The sequence below is a fragment of the Streptomyces sp. NBC_01478 genome (genome assembly GCF_036227225.1).
Classification (GTDB): Bacteria; Actinomycetota; Actinomycetes; order Streptomycetales; family Streptomycetaceae; genus Streptomyces.
The window spans coordinates 11,266,909-11,284,197 of record NZ_CP109444.1; the positions used below are offsets into that span (position 1 = coordinate 11,266,909).

The 17,289-nt window shown below is 68.9% G+C and carries 17 protein-coding genes; 10 read left to right on the forward strand and 7 right to left on the reverse strand.

Features of this window, described 5'->3' with window-relative positions; translation table 11 throughout:
- Nucleotide 1 precedes the first annotated feature (1 nt).
- Nucleotides 2-1,012: a substrate-binding domain-containing protein gene (locus tag OG223_RS50035; RefSeq protein ID WP_329264181.1), complete on the reverse strand. Its 1,011-nt coding sequence runs from the start codon at nucleotides 1,010-1,012 to the stop codon at nucleotides 2-4.
- A 412-nt stretch (nucleotides 1,013-1,424) separates the two neighbouring features.
- The gene (locus tag OG223_RS50040; protein WP_329264183.1) at nucleotides 1,425-2,078 is read right to left on the reverse strand and encodes an ANTAR domain-containing protein; all 654 of its coding nucleotides are present in this window, start codon (nucleotides 2,076-2,078) and stop codon (nucleotides 1,425-1,427) included.
- Between the two features lie 239 nt (nucleotides 2,079-2,317).
- Here OG223_RS50040 and OG223_RS50045 point away from each other — a divergent pair, with 239 nt between their 5' ends.
- The 4 genes from OG223_RS50045 (at nucleotide 2,318) to OG223_RS54070 (ending at nucleotide 5,781) form a co-directional block, all read left to right on the forward strand.
- Entirely contained in the window at nucleotides 2,318-2,689 is a 372-nt protein-coding gene (locus tag OG223_RS50045; RefSeq protein ID WP_329264185.1) for a helix-turn-helix transcriptional regulator, read from the forward strand.
- Between the two features lie 879 nt (nucleotides 2,690-3,568).
- A complete protein-coding gene (locus tag OG223_RS50050; RefSeq protein ID WP_329264186.1) occupies nucleotides 3,569-4,057 on the forward strand; it encodes a hypothetical protein in 489 nt (162 codons plus the stop codon).
- A gap of 616 nt (nucleotides 4,058-4,673) precedes the next feature.
- Complete coding sequence (locus tag OG223_RS50055) at nucleotides 4,674-5,213, forward strand: hypothetical protein (RefSeq protein WP_329264188.1); 540 nt, start codon at nucleotides 4,674-4,676, stop codon at nucleotides 5,211-5,213.
- 247 nt (nucleotides 5,214-5,460) lie between these two features.
- Nucleotides 5,461-5,781: a hypothetical protein gene (locus OG223_RS54070; RefSeq protein WP_443073816.1), complete on the forward strand. Its 321-nt coding sequence runs from the start codon at nucleotides 5,461-5,463 to the stop codon at nucleotides 5,779-5,781.
- A gap of 66 nt (nucleotides 5,782-5,847) precedes the next feature.
- Here OG223_RS54070 and OG223_RS50065 read toward each other — a convergent pair whose 3' ends face one another.
- Both OG223_RS50065 and OG223_RS50070 read right to left on the reverse strand, forming a co-directional pair.
- Nucleotides 5,848-6,669, reverse strand: a complete 822-nt coding sequence (locus tag OG223_RS50065; RefSeq protein WP_329264190.1) for an SDR family NAD(P)-dependent oxidoreductase — start codon at nucleotides 6,667-6,669, stop codon at nucleotides 5,848-5,850.
- Nucleotides 6,670-6,672: 3 nt separating this feature from the next.
- Nucleotides 6,673-7,266, reverse strand: coding sequence for a TetR/AcrR family transcriptional regulator (locus OG223_RS50070; RefSeq protein ID WP_329264191.1), 594 nt, complete (start codon nucleotides 7,264-7,266; stop codon nucleotides 6,673-6,675).
- 90 nt (nucleotides 7,267-7,356) lie between these two features.
- Here OG223_RS50070 and OG223_RS50075 point away from each other — a divergent pair, with 90 nt between their 5' ends.
- From OG223_RS50075 to OG223_RS50085, 3 genes are all read left to right on the forward strand, one after another.
- Nucleotides 7,357-8,067, forward strand: a complete 711-nt coding sequence (locus OG223_RS50075; RefSeq protein ID WP_329264193.1) for an SDR family oxidoreductase — start codon at nucleotides 7,357-7,359, stop codon at nucleotides 8,065-8,067.
- 53 nt (nucleotides 8,068-8,120) lie between these two features.
- Nucleotides 8,121-8,324, forward strand: a complete 204-nt coding sequence (locus OG223_RS50080; RefSeq protein ID WP_443073817.1) for an MmyB family transcriptional regulator — start codon at nucleotides 8,121-8,123, stop codon at nucleotides 8,322-8,324.
- Nucleotides 8,325-8,817: 493 nt separating this feature from the next.
- Nucleotides 8,818-9,741 (forward strand): expansin EXLX1 family cellulose-binding protein, encoded by a 924-nt coding sequence (locus OG223_RS50085; protein WP_329264196.1) that lies wholly within the window; start codon nucleotides 8,818-8,820, stop codon nucleotides 9,739-9,741.
- A gap of 7 nt (nucleotides 9,742-9,748) precedes the next feature.
- Here the strand turns inward: OG223_RS50085 and OG223_RS50090 are convergent, their stop codons facing one another.
- Complete coding sequence (locus OG223_RS50090) at nucleotides 9,749-10,642, reverse strand: helix-turn-helix transcriptional regulator (protein ID WP_329264198.1); 894 nt, start codon at nucleotides 10,640-10,642, stop codon at nucleotides 9,749-9,751.
- An 86-nt stretch (nucleotides 10,643-10,728) separates the two neighbouring features.
- Here OG223_RS50090 and OG223_RS50095 point away from each other — a divergent pair, with 86 nt between their 5' ends.
- Together OG223_RS50095 and OG223_RS50100 are read left to right on the forward strand one after the other, a co-directional pair.
- On the forward strand, nucleotides 10,729-11,427 hold the full coding sequence (locus OG223_RS50095; protein ID WP_329264200.1) for an SDR family NAD(P)-dependent oxidoreductase: 699 nt from the start codon (nucleotides 10,729-10,731) through the stop codon (nucleotides 11,425-11,427).
- 136 nt (nucleotides 11,428-11,563) lie between these two features.
- Nucleotides 11,564-13,342, forward strand: coding sequence for an FAD-binding dehydrogenase (locus OG223_RS50100; protein WP_329264202.1), 1,779 nt, complete (start codon nucleotides 11,564-11,566; stop codon nucleotides 13,340-13,342).
- A gap of 62 nt (nucleotides 13,343-13,404) precedes the next feature.
- On the opposite strand, the gene OG223_RS50105 is transcribed toward OG223_RS50100, so the two are convergent.
- On the reverse strand, nucleotides 13,405-14,061 hold the full coding sequence (locus OG223_RS50105; RefSeq protein ID WP_329264204.1) for a maleylpyruvate isomerase N-terminal domain-containing protein: 657 nt from the start codon (nucleotides 14,059-14,061) through the stop codon (nucleotides 13,405-13,407).
- A gap of 61 nt (nucleotides 14,062-14,122) precedes the next feature.
- Nucleotides 14,123-14,845 (reverse strand): TetR/AcrR family transcriptional regulator, encoded by a 723-nt coding sequence (locus tag OG223_RS50110; protein ID WP_329264205.1) that lies wholly within the window; start codon nucleotides 14,843-14,845, stop codon nucleotides 14,123-14,125.
- A gap of 184 nt (nucleotides 14,846-15,029) precedes the next feature.
- Here OG223_RS50110 and OG223_RS50115 point away from each other — a divergent pair, with 184 nt between their 5' ends.
- Nucleotides 15,030-17,249 carry an MMPL family transporter gene (locus OG223_RS50115; protein ID WP_329264207.1) on the forward strand — a complete coding sequence of 740 codons (2,220 nt, stop codon included), beginning with the start codon at nucleotides 15,030-15,032 and terminating at the stop codon, nucleotides 17,247-17,249.
- The last annotated feature ends 40 nt before the right edge of the window (nucleotides 17,250-17,289 follow it).

The following is a 17,289-nucleotide window of genomic DNA, read 5'->3' on the forward strand; positions in this document are numbered from 1 at the left end:
ATCAGCCCCAGCAGTTCTTCAGACCCCAGGCGGTGTCCTTGGAGTCCAGTCCGGCCACGGGCTTGTCGGTGATCAGTTGGGACCCGGTGTCGACGAACCCCGAGGGCTTCTTGGCGGTCTTGGCGAAGTCCACTACGGCGTCGACGCCGTCCTGCGCCATCTTCTTCGGGAACTGCATGACCGTGGCCGCGAACTTGCCGCTCTTGACGTTGCCCACACCCGTGCACGAGCCGTCGATCGAACCGATGACGACACCTGTCTTGCCGCTCAGCGCCTGAGCGGCGCCGGCGGCGGCAGGCTCGTTGATCGTGTAGACGGCGTTGATCCCGTGATCGCGCTGGTACAGGTTCTCCATCGCGGTCTGGGCCTTGGTCTGGTCGCCGTTCGTGACGGCGGTTCCCTTGATCTCCGAGGAGCCGCTGGTGATGCCGAAGCCCGCCAGGAAACCCTTGTGCCGCAGGTCGTCCACGGTGGAGCCGGGCGTGCCGTCGAGCAGGACGACGGCGGGCTTCTTGCTCCCCAGCGCACCCTTGACGTACTTGCCCTGCTTGACGCCGGCGGCCTCGTTGTCCGTGGCGAACGTGGCGTCCACGGCACTGGCCGGATCGGTCGCGGTGTCCAGCGCGATGACGAGGATGCCCTTGTCGCGGGCGGCCTTGATGGCGCCGAGTACGCCGGTGGAGTTGCTCGGGGTGATGAGGATGCCCTTGACGCCCTGGGTGACCAGGTTGTTGATCGCGTCGACCTGGCCCTGGTTGTCGCCGTCGAACTTGCCCGCGAGGGCGATGAGCTTGGCGCCCTTCGCGTCCGCCTCGGCCTGCGCGGACTCACGCAGCTTGACGAAGTAGGGGTTGGAGTTGGTCTTGGTCACCAGCCCGATGGAGACCTTGCCGCCTGAAGAGGCGCTGGTGTCCGACCCACCGCTCTTGGTCGACGTACAGCCGGCGACCAGCAGGGCCGCTCCCGTCACGGCGATGACCGGCACTCTGGAGGGGAAACGCAGATGTCCCATGATCTGCTCCTTTCGGCCGTGCAGATCTCCCTCGACCTGCGGGCTGTCGCACAACCTAGCGGCCGGAAACGCGCCTGCATAGTCATTGCGCAAAGCTTTGCGGGGTGCATTTTGAGGCCTTTGTGAATCTTGTTGCGATTTTACGGTCGCAAGTAGGCGGCGGCAGGGGCTGTCAGCGCGGCCGTCGGTGTGGGCGCCGGGTCAAAGGGACGTCACGCGTGAGCCGGTCCGGTCGTGTGATCGGGGGAGCTGAAAACCACGGCAGCCCCGATCGCGAGGACTGCGCGCCCAGTGACGGAGCCGAACACGGCAGGGAGCCTGTCCGCCTGCCTTCCTGGTCAGCCGTGTTCTTGCGGCGTGGTGGACCGTGCGCCCTCCGGGTGGCCGTGGAGGGCGCCGGATAACGCCCCTTCTACGCCGGGCGTGAGAGCTCGGTGGCCGCCGTGGAGATCTGTTGCTGCAGGTGTTCGGGCAGCGGCGGCCCATTGACCGAGTCGACGAGTTCTTCGGCCAGTGTGTGGAGTTTGGTGTTCGTGTGCTGGGACGCGTCGACCAGAACGCTCCAGGCGTCGTCGGGGCTGAGGCCGAAGGAGGCCATCAGGACTCCGCGGGCCAGGTCGATGACCGGCCGGGTCAGCATGGCGCGCTTGAGCTGGGCGACCTCGATACGCAGCTCTTCGGTGTCGTCGTCCAGCCCGTTGTTCTCCGTCATGAGGCCGTGTGTCGTGGCGGAATGTTCGTGCCGGTGGTGGACGACTCCGTTGACGGGCGTACAGGCGTGGGTGAACAGGGACGACGTGTCGGTGAGGGCGAACAGTCTCTCGATCCCGGGGCTGGCGGACCGGACGGCGAGTGTCTTGCCGTTCGCCACGGCGATTCGGCGGACGCGCAGCAGGACGTTGAGACCGGAGCAGTCGCAGAAACCGACTCCGGCCAGGTCGAGGTCCACGCCTTCGGACGACCGGGCCAGTGCCAGGCCCAGGGCACGCTGCAGCGTCTGCTCCGTATCGATGTCGATCTCGCCGGAGACTGCTACGACCGTCCGCCCCCCAGCCGGACGCGTCACGATCTCCAGGAAAGCCGATGGGGCAACTGCCCCTGGAACGCGCGGTGTTACTCGGACAGATGGGCTGCTGCTCCTGGGCGGAGCGGAAGGTTCGTGGTCCGGCATGGCAGTCGCTCCCGAAGCGTTCGCCTGTCCTTTGCCGGTACAAGTCTCATCCGGAGCCTGAAACACGTCAAGAGATACATGAAATCTATTTCGCGTCTTTGAATGCGTGAACCCTGCGCCCTATGCTGGGGTGCATGGGTGAAGCATCCGAGACGCACACAGGATGGACGTTCCTCACCAGTCATGCCCGGGTGTTGGCCGCGATCGCCGAGGATCACCGCACTCGCATCCGTGACATCGCCGCGCGGTGCAGGCTCACTGAGAGGGCCGTCCAGAAGATCATTTCCGATCTGGAGCAGGACGGCTATCTCACCCACACACGGGAGGGGCGCACGAACACGTATCGCATCGAGCCGGGGACCATCCTTCGGCACCCGGCTGAGGCGGGGATGACGGTCGAAGCGCTGCTGTCCGCGCTCGCGCAGCACGACGCGCAGCGTGACGGACGGCAGCCGCGGTCGCCTGCGGCACTGCCGCGCGAGCGCGACTCCGAATCCGCCAGGTGACGACGGCGCCCTGACCGCTGGATCGCCTGGCCGCGCGCCCGCCGTGAACGGGGCGCGGCTCAGGGCGGTCGACCGTTAACTCTGGCGCCGGAGTTGTTCCGGAATGAGCGCGTGATGGCTGTCGCGGTGGCTGAAACGGCTGACGCCGCATGAGGTCGCATGAGGGAGGGGTCGGTCGGCAGAGCCGTGACGGTGCCTGCCGGTCGTGCGCCGACCACGCCGCTCGTCGGTTTCTGCTTCGGTCGGCCGTGGGGAGTGGCCGGCGGGCGAAGTTCGCGTCGCCGATGACCGCGCCTTCGTCGGTGCGGTGTACCGGGTATTCGTGGACGATCGCCTTGGCCGGCCCTGGGGAGGGGAAGAAGGCGGCCGCGACGTCGGGCCAGGTGACGGGGGTGACGGGGCCGTCGGCCTCGATGATGCCGACGGCCCAACCATTGCCCTCGTCGTGGTTGCTGCCGATGGGCACGGGGATGTGGTGGTAGTGGCCGACGGCGATCGCCGCCGCGGGGTCGGTGGGCAGCAACTGGGCGGTGTAGGCGGGCTGTTGGTCGGCGTCCTGGGCCGCGAGCAGGCGGGGGACGGTCACGCGCCGCAGGCAGGCAGGGACGTCGCGGGCGGAGCCGCGGCCGCCCTCTGCCGCGAGGTCCGCGCTCGCGGCGCGAGCGGTGGACAAGGCCTCCGCGTTCGCCCGGTTCCTCTACAAGGGCGGCAAGGCCACGTTCGCCGACAAGGCACGCGGGCGGGCAGATCCTCACGGCTTCCGGTCTGGACTGGACGCCGGCCCACCCGGTGCTGCTGACCGATCCCAACTACCTTCACCTGCCACTCGTCGCCGACTGCGTCCCAGCGGCGCAACTGGCCGGGAGCACGTCACGTTCGGTGACGTTCCAAGCCCACACCGGGAACGTCGGTGACTACGTCCTGTTCAGTCAGACCGTCACCTGCCCCACGGGGACGTACGCGTTCGGCGGCGGCTACTTCGTGGATAGTTCGGGCTCTCCGACACCCGCGGGCTACAACATGCAGGCCGACGCACCGACGGCGGACCAGACCGGCTGGTCGTTCGCCACCTTCGCGAGAAGCGGTGCCGACACCATGGTCGTCACGACGCAGTGCGCGCCCCAGCCGGCCCCCACGCTGGTGTCCACGCCGTACCCCGTCAACGGCTCGGCCGGCGGCTACGGCAACTGCCCCGCCGGTCATGTGCCGTTGTCTGGCGGCGCCTCCCTGGATCCGCCGGTACTGAACAGCACGCTCGTCTACACGGAGGTCGTCCGGAACACGGCTCCGTACCTCTCGGGGTGGTACGCCTCGGCATCCACCAACTATCCGGGTGTCGTCCTGCGGGTAGTCTCGCAGTGCCTGTGAACGGCACATCCCCGCCCCCCGGCCGGGACGACCGGCCGTGCGGGCACCACCGACCAGGTCATTCGGCAAGGAATCATGACCTACGCGAAGACGCGCCACTGCACGATGGGCAACGCCGCGCAGGCCCGGCTCACTGGCTGACCGGGCTTCAGGTGACACTGGCCCTGGCCAAGGCGTCGGACAGCGGGTTCTGGCGCATAGGGAGATCGGTCGCGGAGAGTTACGGCGATGTCTGATGGCGAGGTTGCGTCCACGGGAATGGTGTACGGGTTCGCCCTGATCCGGGTTGCTCCCCGAACTCATTCGCGCGGTACGCGAGTGGTAGTCAGTGCTCAGGCTCACCTCGTCTGAGCTGTGTAAGAAGCGGTTGTCGTTCCGATCTTGAGCGGTGTCGGTCGAACAGGAGTCTGGATCGGGCGACTTCGGTGGGTGCCGGGCAGAGCGTCGGCGACAGTGCCGCCGCTGAGTCCGAGGCCCGGCACCCCGTCGGTCACGCCCGCACCCAGGAGGGTTGCCCCGGCGACGTCGGGTAACAGGCCGTACTCGCCGCCGCCTTGGAAGCGAGCGGACGACAACTAAAGTTTACATTACCTCACACGTTAACTAAAGTTGTCGCATGTCCCCATTCGAGATCACTCCCGAAGAACAGGCAGAGCTCGACAAGGCTCTCTACGACGCCCTCAACCCACTCGCCTGGGCTTTGCGCTCCCGCGCGTCGGGGCTGTCCGAGGAGCACATGTGGGACGCGGACCCCGTCGAGGTGACGCTGTCCGTACTGGCCGGCTGGAAGGTGATCGACACGGAGGTCAAACGGCTGACGGCGATCGCGGCGGGCACTGCCGGGTCCTACGGCGCGAGCTACGAACAGATGGGTTCCGTGTGGGGCATCACGCGTCAAGGCGCTCGCAAAAAGTGGCCCGAAGCCATCAGCCGCCCGGTGACCACAGCGACGCGGACGAGCAACACACTCGAACTGTGTGGCGGAACGGCCGAATTGAAGCAGGAACTCTCGTCCGGCCGCTGGCGATGGAGCGCCAAAGGCGCGGACGCAACGCGTGGGGCGGCCGACGCCGGCATCTGGTATGCGACGAAGGAGGAGGCCGCAGCCCATGCAGGGGCCTTCCTGAAGGAGCATGCCTTGGCCGGGCCCAAGTAGCCGTTGTTGCCCCGATCTTGAGCAATGTCCGTCGAACGGGAATCTCGATCGGATGGTCGCGGGGTGCTCGGCGCATACGAGCAGGGCCTCCTGAACAGCTCGTTGGTGTCGAATCATCGAGCAACATCCGGAGGCCCTGGTGCCGCAGTGCTCCGTCACCCTGACGTGCGACTGTCTGGCTCACCGGTTCGGAAACGCCGCCGACAACGGGACACGGCTGCCGTGCTGTCCGGCGGACATGATGGACATGACGGACACGGAGTGGGCGGCGATGAGGCCGTTGCTGCCGGTGCTCGGCTGGATGGCGCGGCCGGGGAAGCCGGCCGGAGGTGTACTGCCACCGGGCGATACTCGACGCGATCCGCTACCTGGTCGACAACGGCATCAAGTGGCGGGCGACGCCTGCCACTTGATGCCGTGGGGCCGGGTCTACGCGTTCTTCCGCCGCTGGCGCGACCGCAGCCTGGTCGTCGACGATCAGCGCACGGATGTGCGCGGAGGGGACGGCCATGGATCGATCATGCCTCAAGGTGAAAGGGCTGTTTTGGCCTCGAAGGGCTCGGGCTAGGTGTTGCCGGTCACGAGGCTGATGGTCCCGGCAGAGTGTCGGGCACCGCCGTTGGATCCTCGAGGGTCATTCGCGGCGCTTGGTGAGCCTGGTACTGAGGTCCCAGAGCTTCTGCTGGATGCTCGCATCGTAGGCGTCGGTGTGCGCCTTCGCGGTTCGGGTGCGGTCATGGAACTGCCCGGTTACCCCGTCGAGTTCGGGGGCGAGGATGAGGCGCAGGGTGGCCTGCAGGCCGGTTTCGAGGGAGTCGATGCTGTAGCCGACCGATTCCAGGACCATCTTGGTCGGCATGTAGGTGGCCGGGTGCAGGCTGTTGACCGTGACCCGGTGTGGGTCGAGTTGTCGGGCGAGCGCGAAGCCGGTGGTGATCATGGCCAGTTTGGACTGGCCGTAGGCGCGCATGCCCGAGTAGCCGTGTTCGAGGGTGGGGTCGTCGAAGTTGATCGGGGCCTGGCCGATCGAAGCGACGTTGACGATACGGGCGGGTGCTCCGCGGTCGAGCAGCGGCAGCAGGTCCTGGGTCAGCGCGAACGGGGCGAGATGGTTGACCGCGAAGCGGAGCTCATGCCCGTCGACGGTGAGTCGGCGGTCGGTCCCGTCGGGTTCGCCGCCGCCGATGCCGGCGTTGTTGACCAGCACCGAGATGTGATCGGTGAACTCGGTGATCTCGTCCGCGAGACGGTGTACTTGCGCCACCTCGGAGAGGTCGGCCCGGATCGTGTGGATCGAGGCCGGTGCGCCGGCCAGCGTGGTGGCCAGTTCATCGAGTCGGCTCTGGTTGCGTCCATGGAGGATGAGCGTCGTAGCGGGCCGGCGTGCGAGGGCGCCGCTGATTGCGCGGCCCAGCCCGTCGGTTGCACCGGTGATGACGATGATTCGATCGGACATGCGCTACTCCTCGCCGCGGTGTTCGGTCAGCAGTCGTCGGATGGTGGTGATGTCGTCCTGGCCGAGCAGACCCTCGGTGGCGAGGACCCGGTACCAGATCAAGCCGAAGACGAGGTCGGCGGCGAAGGCTGCCGTCAGGTGAGCGGGCTTGTCGCCGCGGACTGCGGCCCGCTTGACGATGGTCTCGAGCGCGGCCCTGCGTTTGGTCAGGAAGCCGTCCTGGAAGCGGCGCCGGAAGTCTGCGTCGCGCTGCGCCTCGGCCATCAAGGAACGCAGGACGGGGATCACTCCTGGGAAGGCCATCAGGGCGGCGGAGTCACGCAGGAACGCGTCCAGTTCCGCGTCGAATGAACCCCGGTCCGCAGTCGAGACCTTCAGATCCGCCTTGAGCGCCAAGGCTTCGAGCAGGACGTCCGCCTTTGTGGGCCACCAGCGGTACACGGTCTGCTTGCCTGCTCCGGCGCGGGCGGCGATGCCCTCGATGGTGAGGTCGGGGAAGCCGACCTCGGTCGTGAGCTCGTAGGCCGCGGTGAGGATCGCGAGCCTCGTCTCCTCGCTCCGCTTGCGGCCGCGGGCGGGTGTCGTAGCGCCGGTCATGAGGGTCAGACTAACCCATTATCGAGACGTCACGTCTAGAAATGCTGCTACTCTCATGCGAGACGTCACGTCTCGGAATAAGGAGTGAGCATGACCACTGCACTCGTGATCGGTGGCACGTCGGGGGTCGGACTGGCAGTCGCCCGACAACTCGCCAGCCGAGGACACGCGGTCCACATCGCCGGACGGAACACAGGGCGGCTCAACCGGGCGACCGCGGCCATCGACGGAGACGTCCATGGGCACGTTCTCGACGCCGCCGACGCGGAGGCGGCCGCGGCGCTCGCGGCGAAGATCGCCCCGATCCGCCACCTCGTCATCACGCTCGCCGGGAAGGGCGGGGCCGGTCCGCTCGGCGACTTGCCGCTCGACGGACTACGGCAGGCGTTCGAGGAGAAGTACTGGCCCACCGTCACCGCACTCCAGGCCTCGCTCGCTCACCTCAGCGAGGACGCCTCGATCACTCTCGTCGGAGCCGTCACGGCGAGGGCTGCCCTGCCCGGCACAGCCGGGATCGGCTCGCTCAACGCCGCCGTCGAAGGGCTCGTCCAACCGCTCGCCGCCGAACTGGCGCCGATCCGGGTCAACGCCGTCTCACCGGGATACATCGACACGCCCTGGTGGGACGGGCTCGCCGCCGGGGACCGATCCGCGTTCTTCAAGCAGGCCGCCGACGCCCTGCCCACCAAGCGCGTAGCCACCGCCCCGGATGTCGCCGAAGCCATCGTGCTGCTGGCCACCAACCCCAATATCACCGGGACCGTCATCGAAACAGACGGCGGCGCACGCCTCACCGCCTGACACTTCTTCACCCTTGCCCAGCCGCCGCACCGTCGTGATACGGAACGGCTTCAGTGAACTGGCCGAGCAAGGCCAGGGCGTTGGTGGGAAGCCTCCGCTTGACGGCGGCCCGGTTCCCCGACGACGCGGCGCTGCACGCGCTGGTGGGTGAACTGAGCGCCAAAGGCGGCGAGTTCGCCTCGATGTGGCCGATCACCGCGTCAAGTCCACCATGTTCGCCTCGTACGACATGCGGCATCCGGTCGTGGGCCTGCTGACGGTCGTCCGGCAGAGCCTCGGTCTCGGGCGTGGCATCAGCATCGTGGTCACCACCATCCCGGCGGGCTCACCCCCTCGTCGTCGCACAGCCGCCCCACCGTCGTCCTCACCGCGACGGACGGACTCCGGAACCCCACGTCCATCGCCCTGCGCGGCGACACGGCCTACGTCCTGAGCGCGGCCTACGTCACCGCCGAGGACCCCAACCTGTTGCTCGCCCACCTGAACCGGTGAGTGCGGCAGCGCCCAGCTCCCCGTCGACCCGCTCACCCCCGCAGCGGACGTTCCGGGCAGCGGGCAACCTCACCCGCACGCCATGGCGGAGCCGGCGCGGGGCCGCCCCGAAGGCCCCGTCTCCACCATCAGCCACCCCATCCGACCCCCGCCCCAACTGTGTATCCACAGAAAGGGCTTGCCGCCGTCGCCCTGAGACTGGCAGCATCGCTGCCTTCATCACTCCGAACAACGGGTGGTGGCCATCAAGGAGGTCCGGTGTCCAAGCGGTGGCTGTTCCTGTCGGCGGCCGCGGTACTCATCGTGGTCTCCCTGGCCCTGGTGCTGCTGCCCGGCCACAAGGACGACGAGGACGTGAAGTCCGTGGCGGGAAGTGCCACTTCCGTGCCTTCGGCCACCGTCTCCGCGGCCAAGTCGCCCTCGCCGAGCGGTACTTCGTCCGCCTCCGCGCGGGCGAGTGCGACCCCGTCGAAGAAGCCGTCGGCGACACCGACCGCCCACGCGACCACCGCCTCCGCCGCGCCGGCGGCCACAAAGGCCGCTCGACCGGCCTCGGGCACAGCCTCGTTGGCCGGCCGCATCCGCCCCGGTGTCACCTACCGAGGGGTCGCCACCTTCTACGACGCGGACGGCGGCGGCGCCTGTCTGTACGACCCGAGCGACGACGTCCTGACCGGCGCGATGAACACCACGGACTACGAGGCGTCCAAGGCGTGCGGGGCGTACGTGGTGGTCCACGCGGCAGGCGGCGCCAGCATCACGGTCCGTATCACCAACGAGTGCCCGGGGGACTGCGCCCCCGGCCAGATCGACCTCAGCGCACAGGCCTTCGCCAAACTCGCCGCCCCTTCGGCCGGCCGGATCCCGATCACCTGGAACCTGGCGAGCCCCAGCACCTCCGACACGATCTCGATCCGCTACAAGACCGGTTCCACCCGCTACTGGTGCGGCATCCAGGCGATCGGCCACCGAAATCCCTTGGCCCGCCTGGAAGTTCGCGCGGGCAGCGGCTGGCGTCAGTTGGCGCGCGCCGACTACAACTACTTCCTCTCCGAGGACGGCACCGGCTGCGGCGGCGCGCTCCGGCTCACCGACATCTACGGCGAGCAACTCACCGTCCCCGCACTCGCGGTGCGAGCGAACGTCACACAGGCCACGCGGCTCCAGTTCGCCCAACACTGACCCCCGCTCAGGAGCTGGGCGCGCGCGATCCGTCACCGGTCAGCGTGCGCCGCAACCTGACCTCGTCCGAACTGCCGGGCACCGCGGTCAAGATGACGATCTTGAGGTCGGAGTCACCGTCCGTCAGAACATCGCAGTCCACTTCCACGGGCCCGACCTCGGGATGCTCGACCGTCTTGCGGTCCTCGCGATGTGCGGCCACCGTGCCGCTCGACCACAGCCGGGCGAACGTCGGGTTGCCCGCGGTGAGTTGACGGATCAGCTCCGCGAGGCGGACGTCGTGCGGGAAGCGGCCGGTGGCCCGGCGCAGGTCGGACACGATCGCGAGATCCGAGGCGTCGCCGTTCCGCACCAGCACCGGCCACGAGGCGATCCGTACGTCATGTACGTCGTCGCCGGAACCGACCGGGAACCGCTCGCGAGCGAAGTTCCGTTGCTCGGGCGGCTTGGCCGACGGGTCACCGAGCAGCGCCGCCCACCCGGGGTTCCACCAGATCATCTGCCAGTCGGCGGCGAACACGGCGACGGCGACGTCCCCGAGCCGGTTCAGCACGCGATGCACCCCTGACGGCAGGTGGTCGGGGATCGGCTCGTCGTTCGGCGGGACCAGTCCGGCCATGCGGTAGAGGTGCTCCCGTTCGACGGCGGTCAGTCGCAGCGCCCGGGCCAAGGAGGCGACGACCTGGGCCGAGGGCGCCGTGGACCGCCCCTGCTCCAGACGCACCACGTAGTCGACCGACAACCCGGCACGCTCGGCGAGTTCCTCGCGGCGCAGACCGGTCGCACGCCGGGACCGACCGGACGGCAGCCCGACGTCGGACGGGGACAACCTCTCCCGCCAGGCACGGATCGTCGCACCCAGCCCGAGCCCGATGCCTTCGTGTGTCGCCATGTCCTCCATCTTCCTCCCCCTCCGATCCTGGTAATGCCGTTCCTACGGTCGAAGCGTCCCTGGTGGGGCACCCGCACGGCGCGGACGATGGACGCATGACCACCACGTTCATCACCGGAGCCAACAAGGGCCTCGGCCACGAGACCGCCCGCCGCCTCCTCGCCCTCGGCCACACCGTGATCGTCGGAGCCCGCGACCAGGAACGCGGTGCGGAGGCGGCCGCCGCACTCGGTGCGCGGTTCGTCCGTATCGACGTCACCGACGACGCCTCCGTCACCGCCGCCGCGGCCGACGTCGCCGCACACGAAGGTGTCCTCGACGTCCTGATCAACAACGCCGGTGTACACGGCCCGCACGGCGATCCCGCGGAGCTGACCGGCGCCGACGCGCTCGCCGTCTTCGACGTCAACGTCTTCGGAGTGGTCCGGACGACCACCGCCTTCCTCCCGCTGCTGCGCCGCTCACCCGACCCGGTCGTCATCAACGTCAGCAGCGGTATGGGCTCGCTCGCCATCACCCACGACCCTTCGCGGATCGAGTCGTCCGTCGTCGCGCCGCTCTACACCGCCTCCAAGGCGGCCCTCACCATGCTGACCACCCAATACGCCAAGGGCCTCAAGGACGTTCGCGTCAACGCCGCCGATCCCGGCTACACGGCGACCGACCTCAACGGCCACAGCGGCCCCCAGACCGTCTCGGAGGGAACCGACGCGATCGTCCGGCTCGCGACCGAGGAACCCGGCGCCGGCTCGGGCCGTTTCATCGACCGCGACGGCCCGCTCGCCCTGTCCTGAACCCGACCCCCGCAACACTCCTGACACAGCTTGGTTTCCTTGGGTGCTACCGGCGGTAACAACTGAGGTGTCGCGGCACGTCCCACGTGTCGGGCACACCTCCCGCACCTCCCGTATCTCATCCGGAAGGCACCCCATGGAGAACTCGGCCCCCACAGCGATCAGCCGACGAAGAGCCCTGACGGTGGCCGGCGGTGTCGCCGCCGGCGCCGCCCTCGCGGCCCACGCGGCACCGGCGTTCGCGGCCGGCACCTCGGACGCCGACGCCATCGTCGTCGGCCACGGCCTCGCCGGTCTCGTCGCCACCTCCGAACTGGTCGCGGCGGGAAAGAAAGTGCTGCTCCTGGACCAGGAACCCGAGTCCAACCTCGGCGGCCAGGCGTTCTGGTCCTTCGGCGGACTGTTCCTGGTCGACTCCGACGAGCAGCGGCTCATGGGCGTCAAGGACTCCCAAGAGCTGGCGTGGCAGGACTGGTTGGGCACGGCCGGCTTCGACCGCGGTGTCGACGACCCGACCGGCCAGGACTACTGGGCCCGCAAGTGGGCCGAGGCGTATGTGGACTTCGCGGCCAACGAGAAGCGGTCCTGGCTCTACGGCCTCGGCATCCGCTGGTTCCCGATCGTCGGCTGGGCCGAGCGCGGCGGCGGCCTCGCCGACGGACACGGCAACTCGGTGCCCCGCTTCCATGTCACCTGGGGCACCGGCCCGGCCGTGGTCGAGCCGTTCGAGAAGAAGGTGCGCGCCGGCGTCGCGAGCGGCAAGGTGGTCTTCAAGTTCCGCCACCAGGTCAACGAGATCGTCCGCACCGGCGGAGTCGTGACCGGAGTCCGCGGCTCGATCCTCGAACCCAGCACCGCCCAGCGCGGCAAGGCCACCTCCCGCACCGTGGTGGGCGACTTCGACCTCAAGGCCCCGGTCGTGATCGTCACTTCGGGCGGCATAGGCGCCAACCACGACCTCGTACGGCAGAACTGGCCTGCCCGGCTCGGCACCCCGCCCAAGACGATGATCACCGGTGTGCCGGCGTACGTCGACGGCCGGATGCTGGGGATCGCCTCGGCGGCGGGCGGCCGTATCGTCAACCCCGACCGGATGTGGCACTACACCGAGGGCCTCAGGAACTACGACCCGATCTGGCCCAACCACGGCATCCGCATCCTCCCGGGACCGTCCTCGATGTGGTTCGACGCCACCGGCAAGCGGTTCTCCGCCCCCGACATGCCGGGCTACGACACCCTCCACACGCTGGGCTCGATCACCGCCGGCGGCTACGACTACTCGTGGTTCGTCACCACGAGCAAGATCATCGCGAAGGAGTTCGCGCTCTCCGGTTCCGAGCAGAACCCGGACCTCACCAACAAGGACATCCTGATGCTTCTCTCGCGCATCTGGCAGACGCCGGAGCCGATCGAGAAGTTCAGGAAGAACGGCGTCGACTTCATCACCGCCACCACGCTCTCCGAACTGGTCCTCGGAATGAACAAGTTGACCGGCGACGGCCTGATCAAACTGGCCGACCTCCAGCGACAGATCGAGGCCCGGGACCGGGAGATCGACAACCCGTACTCGAAGGACGCCCAGGTGATGGGCATCCGCAACGCCCTTTCCTACCCAGGGGATTCGCTCAGCCGTACCGCCGCGATCCACAAGATCCTGGACCCGAGCGCCGGACCGCTGATCGCCGTCCGCCTCAACATCCTCACCCGCAAGACACTGGGCGGCCTGCAGACCGACCTCTCGGGCCGGGTCCTGGACGCGACTGGGGCGGCAATTCCCGGTCTGTACGCGGCCGGTGAGGTCTCCGGGTTCGGCGGCGGGGGAGTCCACGGCTACCGCTCGATGGAGGGCACCTTCCTCGGCGGCTGCCTGTTCTCCGGCCGTCAGGCGGGCCGCGCGGCGGCTGCCGCGCTCTGAGTGCTACGGCCGCTCTCCGGCCCTCGGCAACTCGGGCACGTCCAGCTCGAGTTGCCGACGGGTCAGCCGAGGACGAGCGGCAACTTCGCGGCCAGCGCGCCCAATTGGGCGCCCTCCGCATCTGTCGGAACCCGCCGTCCGGTGCCGACGAGCAGCGCGTCCCGGTCGGAGAACGCCTCGGGGAAGGCGGCCCCGGCGATCCTCTCCAGCAGCGCGCGTGACCCGGCGAGCGCTTCCGCGGGCGGCCCCGCCGCCTCCGGGAGGTGGGCGACCAGGTCGAGGTGGTGCAGCGTCCACTCCAGGACGTACGCGGAGAGGTAGTCGCCCGCGGTGAGAACCTCGTCCTGGGTGCTGACCCGCAGCTCGGGATCGGCGAGTCGGGCGGCGCGGCCGGCGGCCGAACCGACGTCGTCCAGATGGAACTTGAGCAGCCGGGGGTCCTCGTACGCGGCGGCCAGCCGGACGATCAGCGCGTCGAGCGGGTCGTCACCGGTGGGCCGCGTCTGCGTGACGGCCCAGTAGGTCACCGCGTCGCGGGTCGGTTCCGTGTCGGCGGGCGTCACCAGGGTGATCAGGACGTCCTGGGCGTCGATGACGAGATGACAGACCAGGTCCCGCACCAGCCAGTGAGCACAGCCCGACGGCCGCTCGAAATCCTCGTCCGCGAGATCGGCGACCGCCGTGAGCAGGGCCGTCCAGGAGCAGGAGAAGAGATCCACCCCGGCAAGCTAGTCCGACGTCGCCGCAGGCAGCAAGCGACGGCGCCCAGGTGGCCCCGTGTCATGTGATCCGGCGGTGGATGTCGGCCAGCAGATTCCGCATCGCCATGCGGAAGAGCTCGGCCTGGTGCCCGCCGAGGAAATCGGTGTGTCCGAACACCTCCAGGGCGACGAGACCGTGCAGATGTCCCCACGCGCTCATCAGGAGAGCGGTCGCGGGGGCGGGTAGATGCCCTTGGCCGTAGTGCGGCAACTGCTCCAGAAACGCCCGGAGTTCGGGTGAGAGCGCGGTGGTGTCGGGCGCGGCGAGTTGCTCCGTGGTGAACCCCTCGAACATCTCGCGCTCGAAGATCGCGCTCATCCGGCGCGTCGCCTGGGTGGTCGGGCCGTCGGTGGGTGCCGCGTAGTCCCGCAGCGGTGTGCCGTAGAGGAGTTGGAAGCGCTCGGGGTTGGCGATGCCCCATCGCCGGTACCCCTCGGCCGCGACCACCAGGCGGGGCAGACCCGGGTCGTCGGGGGTGTCGACGGCGGCCTGCACGGCGTCGGCCAGGTCGTCGTACGCCTTCGTGACGAGCGCGGTGACCAGGGCGTCCCGGCTCGGGAAGTAGTGGTAGAGCGCCTGCACGGTCATGCCGAGGCTGCGGGCGACCGCGCGCAACGACAGGGCCGCGGGCCCGTGTTCGGTGAGGTGGTGCTGGGCCGCTTCCACGATCTCCTGCGTGGCGGCGGCCCGGCGCCGCTGGCGCAGGGAGGGCGGGGCGGTCGTGGCTTCGTCGACGGACATGCGTCGACCGTACGACGCCGACTCCTGCGAGGCGCCCGGTAATCGCAAGGTGTGAGGAAAATCTAACACTGCCAAATCTTCTTGCTCCTCACTAACGTCGGGCGCGGCGACGAAGAGTGCCCAGGTGATCAACTCCGGCTGTTTCGCGCCTCTTTCACCGTATGGACAGAAAAGGAGAACGGGCGTGTTTGAACGCATAGCCGAACTGGTGATCCGCCGGTCCCGGCTGGTCCTCGTCGTCGCCGTCGTGGCGGTGGCCCTCATGGGCGTCCTGGGCGCCGGCGCGTTCGGCAAACTGCTGGGCGGCGGCTACGACGACCCGGCCTCCCCGTCCAGCTTGGCCGCGAAGGCCATCGACGAGAAGTTCGGCGGGGAGACCAACCTGGTCCTGCTGGTCAGCGCCTCCGAAGGCCGAGTCGACGACCAGGCCGCCCGGCAGAGCGGCCGGGATCTGGTGGGTCTTCTCAAGAAGGACCAGCACCTGGAGAACGTGATCTCGTACTGGGACACGGGCAGTTCGGACCTTCGCTCCAAGGACGGTCGTGACGCCATGGTCCTCGCCCATGTGAAGGGCGACGACACCGAGCGGGACGAGAACGCGAAGAGCGTCATCGACGCCTACACCGGCCCGTACGAGAAGACACTCACGGTGCGGGCGGGCGGCGGGGCCGCCGTGACCAGCGAGATGGGCACCCAGTCGGCCAAGGACCTCGTCCTGGCCGAGTCCATCGCCGTGCCGCTCACCCTCGTCCTGCTCCTGCTCGTCTTCGGCAGCATGGTCGCGGCCCTGCTGCCGCTGGCCATCGGCACCATCGCCATCGCGGGCACCTTCGCGGAGCTGTACCTCCTCGGCAGCGTCACCGACGTCTCCGTCTTCGCGATCAACCTGACCACGGCACTGGGCCTCGGCCTCGGCATTGACTACGCCCTGCTGATGGTCAGCCGGTTCCGGGAGCAACTCGCGAACGGGGCGAGCGTGGACGACGCCGTACGGCGCACGGTCGGCACCGCGGGCCGAACCGTCGCGTTCTCCGCCGCGACCGTGGCCGCCGCGCTCGCGGCACTCCTGGTGTTCCCGCAGTACTTCCTGCGCTCGTTCGGGTACGCCGGTGTCGGGGTCGTCGTCATCGCGGCCGTCAGCACCCTGTTCGTCATGCCGGCCCTGTTCGTCGTCCTCGGCCACCGGGTCAACGGCGGTCGGCTGCCCTGGGCGAACCGCCGCCGCCCCGCCACCCGGGCACCCCTGTGGGGACGACTGGCCGCCACCGTCATGCGGCGCCCGGCCCTGACCGCGCTGCCCGTCCTCGCGGTCCTGCTGGTCGCGGCGAGCCCGCTCCTCGGCATCACCTTCGGCACACCGGACGAACGCGTACTGCCCGAGGACGCCACGAGCCGCCAGGTCTCCTCCGTGCTGCGCGAGAAGTTCAACGGCAACGACGACTCCGCCCTCCACATCGTCATCGACGCATCCCTGAACAAGGCCCCACTGGAGTCGTACGCGACCGAGCTGTCCGGGGTCGAGGGCGTCCTCCGCGTCGAGACCAGCACGGGAACCTACGCCGACGGCCGGTCGACCGCGACCGATCCCGGCAACCCCGCCCTCGGCCGCCCCGACGCGCAGCAGCTCAACGTGGTGAGCGCCCTGACGCCGAAGTCCGACGCGGCCCAGAGCCTGGTCCGGGAGGTGCGCGCGGTCGTCCCGCCCGCCGGAACACACCCACTCGTAGGGGGAGTTGACGCCGTGCTCGTCGACTCCAAGCACTCCGTGGGCAGCCGCCTCCCGCTCGCCGTGGCCCTGGTCGCCCTCACCACCTTCCTCCTGCTCTTCCTGTTCACCGGCAGCGTCGTACAGCCGCTGCGCGCGCTGTTCCTCAACATGGTCAGCCTGGGCGCGACCCTCGGCGTCATGACCTGGATCTTCCAGAACGGCCACCTCTCCTCCCTGCTCGGCTTCACCGCGCAGCCCATGGACGTGTCGATGACCGTGCTGATGTTCTGCATCGCCTTCGGTCTCTCGATGGACTACGAGGTCTTCGTCACCAGCCGGATCAAGGAACTCCACGACCTGGGCGAGGACAACGAGTCCGCCGTGACCAACGGCCTCGGCCACACGGGCCGCATCGTCACCGCGGCCGCCTGCCTGCTCGCGGTGAGCTTCTTCGCCTTCGGGACCGCCGAGCTCAGCTTCATGCAGCTCTTCGGCCTGGGCAGCGGACTGGCCATCCTCATCGACGCGGTCGCCGTACGCGGCATCCTCGTCCCCGCCGCGATGCGCGTGCTCGGCCGCTCGGCCTGGTACGCGCCCGGCTTCCTGAGGAGGTTCCACGCGCGGTTCGGTCTGAGCGAGGGCGGTCCGACGCCCGCGCCCGGGTCGGTCGAGAGGGGTGCGCCCACAGTGCATTAGCGCTAATATGATTAGAGCTAATGCATCTGGAGAGGAGGGC

Excerpts from the sequence above, each read along its gene's own strand:
- OG223_RS50065 (WP_329264190.1), bottom strand. The coding sequence starts at position 6,669 with ATGTCCGATCGAATCATCGTCATCACCGGTGCAACCGACGGGCTGGGC.
- OG223_RS50035 (WP_329264181.1), bottom strand. The coding sequence starts at position 1,012 with ATGGGACATCTGCGTTTCCCCTCCAGAGTGCCGGTCATCGCCGTGACG.
- OG223_RS50095 (WP_329264200.1), top strand. The coding sequence starts at position 10,729 with ATGACCACCACGTTCATCACCGGAGCCAACAAGGGCCTCGGCCACGAG.
- OG223_RS54070 (WP_443073816.1), top strand. The coding sequence starts at position 5,461 with ATGACGGACACGGAGTGGGCGGCGATGAGGCCGTTGCTGCCGGTGCTC.
- OG223_RS50055 (WP_329264188.1), top strand. The coding sequence starts at position 4,674 with ATGTCCCCATTCGAGATCACTCCCGAAGAACAGGCAGAGCTCGACAAG.
- OG223_RS50090 (WP_329264198.1), bottom strand. The coding sequence starts at position 10,642 with ATGGAGGACATGGCGACACACGAAGGCATCGGGCTCGGGCTGGGTGCG.
- OG223_RS50110 (WP_329264205.1), bottom strand. The coding sequence starts at position 14,845 with ATGTCCGTCGACGAAGCCACGACCGCCCCGCCCTCCCTGCGCCAGCGG.
- OG223_RS50075 (WP_329264193.1), top strand. The coding sequence starts at position 7,357 with ATGACCACTGCACTCGTGATCGGTGGCACGTCGGGGGTCGGACTGGCA.
- OG223_RS50045 (WP_329264185.1), top strand. The coding sequence starts at position 2,318 with ATGGGTGAAGCATCCGAGACGCACACAGGATGGACGTTCCTCACCAGT.
- OG223_RS50070 (WP_329264191.1), bottom strand. The coding sequence starts at position 7,266 with ATGACCGGCGCTACGACACCCGCCCGCGGCCGCAAGCGGAGCGAGGAG.
- OG223_RS50100 (WP_329264202.1), top strand. The coding sequence starts at position 11,564 with ATGGAGAACTCGGCCCCCACAGCGATCAGCCGACGAAGAGCCCTGACG.